The organism is Erythrobacter sp. HI0063 (assembly GCF_001635685.1).
Lineage (GTDB): Bacteria > Pseudomonadota > Alphaproteobacteria > Sphingomonadales > Sphingomonadaceae > Qipengyuania.
The window spans coordinates 1-209 of the sequence record NZ_LWFF01000209.1 but is presented as its reverse complement, the minus strand read 5'-3'; the positions used below and the strand labels follow the sequence as shown (position 1 = coordinate 209).

Here is a 209-nt window from a genome sequence, read left to right as displayed (position 1 = left end):
CGCTATTCCGCACAGAACGTGCGCGATTTCGCCTGGGCGTCGAGCCGCAAGTTCGCCTGGGACGCGCAGGGCCACAACCAGCCGGGTGCCCAGAACGAGACCGTGATGGCGATGTCCTTCTACCCCAAGGAAGGTGGCGAGCTGTGGCAGAAATATTCGACCGCCGCCGTGGTCCACACGATGGAGGTCTATTCCCGCTTCAGCTTCGA

General features: G+C 62.7%; 1 protein-coding gene. It reads left to right on the top strand.

Annotated features, from left to right (window positions below; genetic code table 11):
• Nucleotides 1–209: hypothetical protein (locus A3736_RS17520; protein ID WP_197465527.1), on the top strand; the 209-nt coding region annotated here is incomplete at both ends.